Source organism: Streptococcus sp. E17BB (genome assembly GCF_041807725.1).
In the GTDB taxonomy this organism is placed as follows: Bacteria; Bacillota; Bacilli; order Lactobacillales; family Streptococcaceae; genus Streptococcus; species Streptococcus entericus.
This window is the reverse complement of record NZ_JBGTZC010000053.1, coordinates 1-9366: the sequence shown is the minus strand read 5'-3', so window position 1 is coordinate 9366 and position 9366 is coordinate 1. Positions and strand designations below refer to the sequence as shown.

The following is a 9366-nucleotide window of genomic DNA, read 5'->3' as shown; positions in this document are numbered from 1 at the left end:
GTCCACTGGTGGAACCATCATCGCATTCACGGTAGTCTCGATTACCAAACACCTATGGTTAAGCGAGTTATCGCTTAACAAAAACACTTTATAAAAATTGTACAGAAAAGGGGTGCCTTTTCAGATGATTGTCTTAAATAGCTGAGGTTTTGTGGTAGGCAATCGTCCTCTTCTCATATTAGGAATTCTCCTTTTTTCTTATTTTGCTCTCACATCTAATGCAAGACCATAGAAAATTAAACAACAAACTCCTCAAGATGCTCAAAATTTGCTATAATAGAGGGCAAACGAAAAATAAGGATTTTGTATGACTATTGAAGATTTGAAAAAACGTCAGGAGAAGATTCGGAACTTCTCCATCATTGCCCACATTGACCACGGTAAGTCAACACTGGCTGACCGGATTTTAGAGAAGACCGAGACGGTTTCCAGCCGTGAGATGCAGGCCCAGCTCCTTGATAGCATGGATTTGGAGCGTGAGCGGGGTATTACCATCAAACTCAACGCTGTCCAGCTGAACTACACTGCTAAAGATGGTGAGACCTACACCTTTCATTTGATTGATACACCCGGGCACGTGGACTTTACCTATGAAGTCTCTCGTTCCTTGGCGGCCTGTGAGGGGGCGATTTTGGTCGTGGATGCGGCACAGGGAATTGAAGCACAGACTCTTGCTAATGTTTACTTGACCTTGGATAATGATCTGGAAATCCTGCCCATTATCAACAAGATTGACCTGCCTGCGGCAGATCCTGAGCGGGTGCGTGGGGAGATTGAGGATGTCATCGGTCTGGACGCTTCTGAAGCTGTCTTGGCTTCTGCCAAGGCGGGTATCGGTATCGAGGAAATCTTGGAGCAAATCGTTGAAAAAGTTCCAGCGCCAACTGGCGATGTGACCGCCCCGCTTCAAGCCTTGATTTTTGACTCCGTCTATGACCCTTACCGTGGGGTTATCTTGCAGGTACGGGTGGTCAATGGTATGGTCAAGCCGGGCGACACCATCCAGCTCATGAGCAATGGCAAGACCTTTGACGTGACTGAAGTCGGTATCTTCACCCCTAAAGCGGTCGGTCGAGAGGTTCTGGCAACTGGTGATGTTGGCTATATCGCAGCTTCTATCAAGACCGTGGCAGACACTCGGGTCGGCGATACCGTAACTCTAGCTAGTCAGCCAGCAGCAGAGCCCTTGGCAGGTTATAAGCAGATGAACCCCATGGTCTTTGCAGGGATTTACCCGATTGAGTCCAACAAATACAACGACCTCCGTGAGGCTTTGGAGAAACTCCAGCTCAATGATGCCAGTCTGCAATTTGAACCAGAAACATCGCAAGCACTTGGTTTTGGCTTCCGCTGTGGTTTCTTGGGGCTACTTCACATGGATGTTATTCAAGAGCGATTGGAGCGGGAATTTAACATTGACCTGATCATGACCGCACCGTCGGTGGTCTACCATGTCAACACGACAGACGGTGAGATGATTGAAGTGGCAAACCCATCTGAGTTTCCAGACCCGACCCGTGTCCAATCCATCGAAGAGCCGTATGTCAAGGCCCAAATCATGGTGCCCCAGGAATATGTCGGGGCTGTCATGGAGCTGGCACAACGCAAGCGTGGCGACTTCGTCACCATGGACTACATTGACGACAACCGTGTCAATGTCATCTATCAGATTCCGCTGGCAGAGATTGTCTTTGACTTCTTTGACAAGCTCAAATCGTCCACTCGTGGTTATGCCAGCTTTGACTATGAGATTTCCGAGTATCGTACCTCTAAGCTGGTCAAGATGGATATTCTTCTCAATGGCGACAAGGTCGATGCCCTCAGCTTTATTGTCCACAAGGAATTTGCCTACGAACGTGGGAAAATCATCGTGGAAAAGCTCAAGAAAATCATCCCACGCCAGCAGTTTGAAGTGCCGATTCAAGCGGCCATCGGTCAGAAAATCGTGGCTCGTAGCGACATCAAGGCCCTGCGTAAGAATGTCCTTGCTAAGTGTTATGGCGGTGACGTGTCCCGTAAACGCAAGCTTCTTGAGAAACAAAAGGCCGGTAAGAAGCGCATGAAGGCGATTGGCTCGGTCGAAGTCCCACAAGAAGCTTTCCTCAGCGTCCTGTCTATGGATGAGGAAAACAAATGAGGTTTGTTTTCTCTAGTTGCCTAAAAACTGGAGAGTGACTCGAAGAACTCGTCGTAATCTCTAATACATCGCCCCTCAAGTCAGCCGTGCCTTTGCCCTTACAGAAAAACAATAGCAATAACAGGAGGATACCTCATGGGAGAACGCTTAAACAGACTAGTTTTGCAAACAACCGAGAAGCCACAAGCTATCTTTGACCGCCTAGTGACGGAGGTAAACGCTGATCTGGCGGAAGTTGTCAAACATGACCTTGGAAGTCAACAGGTCGTGCTCGCCGTCTTTGAAAAGTTCTATTTTCGAGTCGAGAGTTATGTGAGTGTTACCTTACACCTGACATCTTCTGCGGGCTGGGTTGTGGCAGATGTTATTGGCTCAGGTGGCGGAGGCGGTTTTCTCAACATCTCTTGGGGAGCCAATAGTGACTTTGCCTCATTGTTCACAGACGCTTTGAGAAAGCAAGGCTTTGAGTGGTTGAATACAGAAAAATAGAAAAGGAGGTTAGGGCAATAGTCCTAGCCTCCTAATTTATCAGGCGTTATCCAACTGCTGGACACAATTTAATGAGTTCGATTGACTATTATCTCCTCCCATCTCCATTATTTAGAAAAATATCGAAATAATGCTGAACAGATACATCCGAAAGTGCTATACTCTATTTAGAAATATTTCTAAATAAAAATCAGGAGGTCATGATGGGCTTATCAGAAACACTTAAAGCACTCGCAGCGCCTATTCGTCGACAGATACTGGACAGCTTAAAAGCGGGACCAAAGTCTGCTGGTGAGATTGGTGAGCTCTTTGATGTGACAGGGGCAACTGTCTCTCATCATTTAACAGTCTTGAAAAAGGCAGGGCTGATTTTAGAAGAGCGAGAAAAAACATACATCTACTACCGCCTCAATGTGACGGTTTTTGAGGAAGTCTTGGTGTGGATTGCTGGATTTGGAGGAGAAGAACATGATGAACGTGATTAAGAAAATTGATTGGACAGTTGTCGCTATTGGGTTAGGGTTGTGCTTGCTGCCCTTGGTCTTGGGGCAGGTCTTTTGGGCGGATTTACCAGATAAATTCGCCACACACGTCTCTTTGGATGGGCAGGTCAATGGTGTGACCGATAAGAGCTGGATTTTACTGGGGCAACCGCTCCTTTTGGCAGGTATCTATCTGGTGCTGTCTATCATCTTGGGCAGTCTTGGCATCGGGGAGCAGCCTGTCATCAGAGCTTTTAAGTTGGGAAGTGCTCTGCTGATCACCATCTTGCAGACCGCTCTGCTATTTTTCAACCTTGGCTGGGACATAGACATGAGAAAAGTAGCGGTCCTCATCGTCGCCATCGGCTGGCTCTTAGTGGGCAACTACGGTACAAAAGAAGGGCCGCATCAGCAGAAAAAGCTAGAACAAACAGCAGTGTCCCTTGTCCTCCGCAAACAAACCTCTTATCTCTTTGTCGGAGCGGGTCTAGTCTTGCTACTCAGTCTGCTCTTTCCTATCCAACTTTCTTTTGTGCTTTTATTGTTAGTGACTTTTGGGGCAATTTGTTGATCCATTTATGCCAGTTCCCTTAGCCATAGCCTTAAGAAGTAAGATACTGCTGAACATCGAAAAATCAACCAGTGTCACAACTATAGCACTCAGGCTGCCTCAGCCTAAGGCTTTGACATTTCTCTTGGTCAATCGTTTCTTGCCATTCATCTATGTCCACTAGCTGAGCAAGTCAGTCTACTTTTCTTTCGGGTATTGAAGAAAATAAGATGTTTTTCACAAATTTTTGAGAAAAAAATACCAGAATATGCTATACTAGAGAGGTAAAAAATATTTAAGGAGTTTATCCAAAATGGCTAAATTAACTGTTAAAGATGTTGAGCTTAAGGGCAAAAAAGTCCTCGTTCGTGTGGACTTCAACGTGCCTTTGAAAGATGGCGTGATTACAAATGACAACCGTATCACTGCCGCTCTTCCAACTATCAAGTATATCCTTGAGCAAGGCGGACGTGCCATCCTCTTCTCTCACCTTGGTCGTGTCAAAGAAGAAACGGACAAAGAAGGCAAATCATTGGCACCAGTTGCTAAGGCACTTGGTGAAAAACTGGGTCAAGAGGTTATCTTCCCAGGTGCTACTCGTGGTGAAGCCTTGGAAGCAGCTATCAATGCTTTGGAAGATGGTCAAGTGCTCTTGGTCGAAAATACTCGTTTTGAAGATGTGGACGGCAAGAAAGAATCTAAAAACGACCCTGAACTTGGTCAATACTGGGCATCACTTGGTGATGGCATCTTTGTAAACGATGCTTTCGGTACAGCTCACCGTGCGCATGCTTCAAACGTTGGTATTTCTGCTAACGTTGAAAAGGCTGTTGCTGGCTTTCTCTTGGAAAACGAAATTGCCTACATCCAAGAAGCGGTTGAAAGCCCAGTTCGTCCATTTGTCGCAATCCTTGGTGGTTCAAAAGTATCTGACAAGATCGGCGTGATTGAAAACTTGCTAGAAAAAGCAGACAAGGTCCTTATCGGTGGCGGTATGACCTACACCTTCTACAAGGCACAAGGCATTGAAATCGGTAACTCATTGGTCGAAGAAGACAAACTTGATGTTGCTAAGGCCCTTCTTGAAAAAGCCAACGGTAAACTCATCTTGCCAGTTGACTCGAAAGAAGCCAACGCCTTTGCAGGTTACGATGTGGTGCGTGACACCGAAGGCGAAGCTGTTTCAGAAGGTTTCCTTGGACTCGACATCGGTCCTAAGTCTATTGCGAAGTTTGAAGCTGAGCTTGAAGGTGCGAAAACAGTCGTTTGGAACGGTCCTATGGGTGTCTTTGAAAACCCTGACTTCCAAGCAGGTACCATCGGTGTCATGGACGCTATCGTGAAGCAACCAGAAGTGAAATCCATCATCGGTGGTGGTGACTCAGCAGCAGCAGCCATCAACCTTGGTCGTGCAGATAAGTTCTCATGGATTAGTACGGGCGGCGGTGCCTCAATGGAGCTTTTGGAAGGTAAAGTTCTTCCAGGTTTGTCAGCATTGACTGAAAAATAAGTAACCACATATTCGCGACGAAAAGAGATGTGTAAACAGCTCTTTTCTAGTGCCATCCCTAGATGTTCTCCGATACGGAGTGAGGTTAGAACATCAGGGTAGGTAAAGGTAAAGTATTGCCAGGTCTTTCTGCTTTGACAGAAAAATAAGATTTAGTTCGTTTATCTCGACAAAATCCTGATTTTGTCGAAAAAAGAGCAACATCGAAATATTAACAAAAGGGTGGTTAAACCACCCTTTTGAGTTAGTGAAAATAGTTGCGACGCGGTCGTGGTGCATCAATGGAACTCTTGAAAGGTACAGTTCTTCCAGGTTTGTCAGCATTACTGAAAAATAATTTTGTGATGAAAAACCTTGGTTCCCCAAGGTTTTTTGAATAGCCATAGCTGTTCTCCGAAATGACCTGAGGTCATCAAGTCTCAGGCAAGTAATTGGTAAATACAAAAAAGGCGCTGGTATAGCGTCTTTTTCTGTGAAAAATCTAGGAAATTTGTATCCAGGAAACAAATCTAAAGGCTCTAGTCAAAAAAGTTGAAAAACTGACGGTTATAAGTGACAATATTTTTTTATTTTGATTGCCATTAATTCTCATTATTGGTCAAACTAATGGTATCTTCTTGAGAAATTATTGTATTATCTAGAAACATAATATCGATTTCATCTTCTTCTGTATCTAAGAATAGCTGAATTTCTGCATTCAAACTTAAAATTTCACCAATAAGAATTCGTCATCTCTTAAGTTCCTCCAATTCTGAGTATGGAACTCTCAACACAGGCAAACCACTTACTAAATTCTGTCGTATATCACTAATAGATTTTTGTGTATATAATCTTATCAGTTTAATCAAAGCAACCTGGTTTTCTAACGGTAAAACTTTCAATAATACTACATGCATATCCAGTTATATCAACTTACTATCAAGATTTTATTTGTCTCAGATTAGAACCCAAACTTCGTCAGAAGACCATCTCACCCTACCCAAAGTTGATTCAATACATCTGATAAAATAGGAACATTGATCAGCAGAGAGATAATCGGATTGCTCGTTAACAGGCTCTGCACTTGGTCAAACGGTACCGTAGCAAACAGACGAAGAGCCATTGACCAAAACACCACAGTCATAAAAACAGATAACGCACCGCTAATCATATTAAATCGAGTTGTATCTAACTTCCAAAGCGGAAAAAAATAAAGAAAAACGGCTAGTAAGCGTAGGACAAAATAGCTGGCTAGTGTCAACGCTAAAAAAGCAGTACCTGCGTAAAACACCTTGTCCATTTCAAAGATGCTGACCTGAGGAAAATAGGTTAGCACTTTTTCTTCGACAGCCTGTGTATAGGGAACCCAAAAAGTTAAGAGCCCTGCTAGAGGCTTGTAATACGTCTTCGCAACAAGTATTGATACTACCTGAGCTATTAAGAGGTAGGTTTGCTTGACCAGACCTCTGCTATAACCCAGGTAAAACTGCCAAGCCAAGGCTATTATCATCAGTAAAGTTATCATTGGCTATCCTCAAATAAGCTAGTTTGATTCGTGGATTGTTCAGAAGCATAGCGTAAACGATCCAATTCAGCAGCCAACTCAGCCATCTCTTTCTCCCGACCCAACTGGACAGACAGGGTGTTGATGGCTAATAGCAGAGCAAGCGTCTCGTCATCTGCTTTTGGCAGTTTTGACTTGATGGCATCATATTTTTCCCTCGCAAGACGCTCTACCTCTTCCATATAAAGATTATCTTTATCAGTGGTTAAGGTTAGGGTTTTCTGCCCAAAAGTGAATTTGTATCGGTTTTTGGTCATCTCTTTCTCCTAGCTTAATTTGTCTAAAATCCCAGTCATATCTGTTCGCAGTTGGTTAAAAGTAACCTGCATCTCCTGGCGGCTTTGGTTATTCTTGATCGTAACAACCTCTGTGTCAACCTCTGTGTCTCCGAGGGTCAAAATCAACTTAGCACCAAGGCTGTCCGCTGATTTAAACTGAGCCTTAAGCTTACGGCCAAGGACATCTCGCTCGGCTGAGAAGCCTTGCTTGCGAATGGTCTGTACCAGCTCCAAAGCTTTGCTATTGGCCGCAGCCCCTAACACCGCGATATAAACATCCAGGCGAGGCGTCATATCAGGCAGCAAATCTTGCTTGTCCAGAATCAGCAGCAGACGCTCCATACCAAGACCAAAGCCAAAGGCTGGCGTGGCAGGACCACCGAAATACTCGACCAAGCCATCGTAACGACCACCCGCACAGACAGTCAACTCATTGCCCTCCAGCGGGGTGATAAATTCAAAAATAGTATGGTTGTAGTAATCAAGCCCTCGTACCATCTTGGTATCAATGACATAAGGGATGCCAAGTGCTTCCAGCATTTCCCGAACGGCATCAAAGTGAGCCTGGCTATCCTCATCCAGATAGTCTAGGATAGATGGCGCTTTTTCCACAGCCAACTTGTCCTCTTTCTCCTTGCTGTCCAGTACCCGTAGAGGATTTTCTGCCAAACGGCGCTGGCTATCCTTGGACAGCTGGTCTTTGAGGGGGGTTAGGTAGTCAATCAGGGCTTGGCGATAGGCTGCCCGACTAGCTGGTGTCCCCAGTGTATTCAGGTGCAAGGTGACATTGGCAATGCCCAGTTTAGTAAAAAGATGATAGGCCATAGCGATGGTTTCTACATCGGTAGCAGGATTGCTAGAACCAAAGGCCTCTACCCCAATCTGGTGGAACTGGCGAAGTCGTCCTGCCTGCGGCCGCTCATAGCGAAACATGGGACCCATATAGTAAAGTTTGACGGGCTTTTGCACTTCTGGGGCAAAGAGCTTGTTTTCTACATACGAGCGGACAACAGGAGCTGTCCCTTCTGGGCGAAGCGTGATATGACGATCGCCCTTGTCATAGAAATCATACATTTCCTTGGTCACGATGTCGGTCGTATCCCCAACGGAGCGACTGATAACCTCGTAATGCTCAAACATGGGTGTGCGGATTTCAGCGTAATTGTACTGGGCAAAAAGCTCTCGTACCAAACCTTCCACATACTGCCATCGAGCACTTTCTTTAGATAAAATGTCTTGGGTTCCTTTTGGTTTTTGAAGTAACATATTTCATTCCTTTGCTATTCTGTTCCTTCTATTGTACCATAAATGATGTGTATTTTTCTAAAAATTAAAGCTCTTTACAAGTTAAGTGGCTCTATAATTTCTGTAGTGGGTAAATCCACCATGGAGATTATAGAGCCTTTTGAGTGTAGAAAAAAAGTTCCATATGACCTACAATGAAAAGTGCTTAAACAACTCATTAGAAAGACACATATGGAACAGTTCAATTTTATCACAAACCTACTCGGAATTAAAGACCCTAATATCACTATTTTGGAGGTTGTGGAGGCTGGGAGTCACAAAGAGGTCATCGCTAAACTCGATTACCCTGCTCCAAAATGCCAACATTGCCAGGGACAAGATTGTCAATGCCCTTTCATTGCCATAAACATAAAACGAGAGAAGACAAGAACTGTCCTCTCTCGGTGTTAAGTGGGTCAACCCACTACAGTTGACAAAGAGCCATTTTTTGGCAACTTGAAAAAGAGCAATAGAAAAGATAAAACAAAAGACAAGGCTTAGAAACCTTGTCTTTTCAACTACATTAAGCTATACCGGCGGCCGGGGTCGAACCGGCACGTCCGTGAGGACACTGGATTTTGAGTCCAGCGCGTCTGCCAATTCCGCCACGCCGGCTTAATGATGAACTGGGGTAGCTGGATTCGAACCAACGAGTGACGGAGTCAAAGTCCGTTGCCTTACCGCTTGGCTATACCCCAATAAGAAATAGGCGAGTGAGGGGAATCGAACCCCCGAATGCCAGAGCCACAATCTGGTGCGTTAACCACTTCGCCACACCCGCCATAGGTGCTTACACGGGCAGTAGGAATTGAACCCACACTGAAGGTTTTGGAGACCTTAGTTCTACCTTTAAACTATGCCCGTAAAAGGATGGAGAGAGAGGGATTCGAACCCCCGAACCCGAAGGAGCGGATTTACAGTCCGCCGCGTTTAGCCTCTTCGCTATCTCTCCGAGATTTTTAATTGTAATGGCGCGAGACGGAATCGAACCGCCGACACATGGAGCTTCAATCCATTGCTCTACCAACTGAGCTACCGAGCCTTATTGCGGGAGCAGGATTTGAACCTACGACCTTCGGGTTATGAGCCCGAC

9 protein-coding genes, 6 tRNA genes and 1 pseudogene are annotated in these 9366 nt (G+C 45.1%); 6 read left to right on the top strand and 10 right to left on the bottom strand.

The features are described 5' to 3' along the window. Window positions 1-307: 307 nt before the first annotated feature. From lepA to pgk, 5 genes are all read left to right on the top strand, one after another. Window positions 308-2137, top strand: a complete 1830-nt coding sequence (gene lepA / locus ACERC7_RS09945; protein WP_373666843.1) for a translation elongation factor 4 — start codon at window positions 308-310, stop codon at window positions 2135-2137. 135 nt (window positions 2138-2272) lie between these two features. After that, window positions 2273-2626, top strand: coding sequence for a DUF6054 family protein (locus ACERC7_RS09940; protein ID WP_373659582.1), 354 nt, complete (start codon window positions 2273-2275; stop codon window positions 2624-2626). Between the two features lie 203 nt (window positions 2627-2829). Continuing rightward, entirely contained in the window at window positions 2830-3111 is a 282-nt protein-coding gene (locus ACERC7_RS09935) for an autorepressor SdpR family transcription factor (protein WP_373659583.1), read from the top strand. Continuing rightward, window positions 3095-3679, top strand: a complete 585-nt coding sequence (locus tag ACERC7_RS09930) for a DUF1648 domain-containing protein (protein WP_373666842.1) — start codon at window positions 3095-3097, stop codon at window positions 3677-3679. Before ACERC7_RS09935 ends, ACERC7_RS09930 begins: the two co-directional genes overlap by 17 nt. Before the next feature lie 292 nt (window positions 3680-3971). Further along, window positions 3972-5168, top strand: a complete 1197-nt coding sequence (gene pgk / locus ACERC7_RS09925) for a phosphoglycerate kinase (RefSeq protein WP_373659586.1) — start codon at window positions 3972-3974, stop codon at window positions 5166-5168. 93 nt (window positions 5169-5261) lie between these two features. On the opposite strand, the gene ACERC7_RS09920 is transcribed toward pgk, so the two are convergent. The 4 genes from ACERC7_RS09920 to hisS all read right to left on the bottom strand — a co-directional run bounded on the left by ACERC7_RS09920 (window position 5262) and on the right by hisS (window position 8255). Continuing rightward, window positions 5262-5552 (bottom strand): hypothetical protein, encoded by a 291-nt coding sequence (locus ACERC7_RS09920; protein ID WP_373659587.1) that lies wholly within the window; start codon window positions 5550-5552, stop codon window positions 5262-5264. A gap of 586 nt (window positions 5553-6138) precedes the next feature. Beyond that, window positions 6139-6672: a CvpA family protein gene (locus ACERC7_RS09915; RefSeq protein ID WP_373666841.1), complete on the bottom strand. Its 534-nt coding sequence runs from the start codon at window positions 6670-6672 to the stop codon at window positions 6139-6141. Further along, entirely contained in the window at window positions 6669-6968 is a 300-nt protein-coding gene (gene zapA / locus ACERC7_RS09910; RefSeq protein WP_018368495.1) for a cell division protein ZapA, read from the bottom strand. The genes ACERC7_RS09915 and zapA overlap by 4 nt, the downstream gene beginning before the upstream one ends. Window positions 6969-6977: 9 nt before the next feature. Continuing rightward, on the bottom strand, window positions 6978-8255 hold the full coding sequence (gene hisS / locus ACERC7_RS09905) for a histidine--tRNA ligase (RefSeq protein WP_373659589.1): 1278 nt from the start codon (window positions 8253-8255) through the stop codon (window positions 6978-6980). Window positions 8256-8465: 210 nt separating this feature from the next. On the opposite strand from hisS, the pseudogene ACERC7_RS09900 reads away from it, so the two are divergent. Beyond that, window positions 8466-8612: pseudogene (locus ACERC7_RS09900) on the top strand (ISL3 family transposase); the annotation flags it as partial. Between the two features lie 192 nt (window positions 8613-8804). On the opposite strand, the gene ACERC7_RS09895 reads toward ACERC7_RS09900, so the two are convergent. The 6 genes from ACERC7_RS09895 to ACERC7_RS09870 all read right to left on the bottom strand — a co-directional run bounded on the left by ACERC7_RS09895 (window position 8805) and on the right by ACERC7_RS09870 (window position 9315). Beyond that, a tRNA-Leu gene (locus ACERC7_RS09895) sits at window positions 8805-8888 on the bottom strand. 11 nt (window positions 8889-8899) lie between these two features. Beyond that, window positions 8900-8971: transfer RNA gene (locus ACERC7_RS09890), tRNA-Gln, on the bottom strand. A 10-nt stretch (window positions 8972-8981) separates the two neighbouring features. Continuing rightward, window positions 8982-9054, bottom strand: a tRNA-His gene (locus ACERC7_RS09885). 12 nt (window positions 9055-9066) lie between these two features. Then, window positions 9067-9137 (bottom strand) — tRNA-Trp (locus ACERC7_RS09880). A gap of 7 nt (window positions 9138-9144) precedes the next feature. Then, window positions 9145-9225, bottom strand: a tRNA-Tyr gene (locus ACERC7_RS09875). Window positions 9226-9242: 17 nt separating this feature from the next. Next, window positions 9243-9315, bottom strand: a tRNA-Phe gene (locus ACERC7_RS09870). Window positions 9316-9366 lie beyond the last annotated feature (51 nt).

Excerpts from the sequence above, each read along its gene's own strand:
- ACERC7_RS09920 (WP_373659587.1), bottom strand. The coding sequence starts at position 5,552 with ATGGCTATTCAAAAAACCTTGGGGAACCAAGGTTTTTCATCACAAAAT.
- pgk (WP_373659586.1), top strand. The coding sequence starts at position 3,972 with ATGGCTAAATTAACTGTTAAAGATGTTGAGCTTAAGGGCAAAAAAGTC.
- ACERC7_RS09930 (WP_373666842.1), top strand. The coding sequence starts at position 3,095 with ATGATGAACGTGATTAAGAAAATTGATTGGACAGTTGTCGCTATTGGG.
- hisS (WP_373659589.1), bottom strand. The coding sequence starts at position 8,255 with ATGTTACTTCAAAAACCAAAAGGAACCCAAGACATTTTATCTAAAGAA.
- ACERC7_RS09940 (WP_373659582.1), top strand. The coding sequence starts at position 2,273 with ATGGGAGAACGCTTAAACAGACTAGTTTTGCAAACAACCGAGAAGCCA.
- lepA (WP_373666843.1), top strand. The coding sequence starts at position 308 with ATGACTATTGAAGATTTGAAAAAACGTCAGGAGAAGATTCGGAACTTC.
- ACERC7_RS09915 (WP_373666841.1), bottom strand. The coding sequence starts at position 6,672 with ATGATAACTTTACTGATGATAATAGCCTTGGCTTGGCAGTTTTACCTG.
- zapA (WP_018368495.1), bottom strand. The coding sequence starts at position 6,968 with ATGACCAAAAACCGATACAAATTCACTTTTGGGCAGAAAACCCTAACC.
- ACERC7_RS09935 (WP_373659583.1), top strand. The coding sequence starts at position 2,830 with ATGGGCTTATCAGAAACACTTAAAGCACTCGCAGCGCCTATTCGTCGA.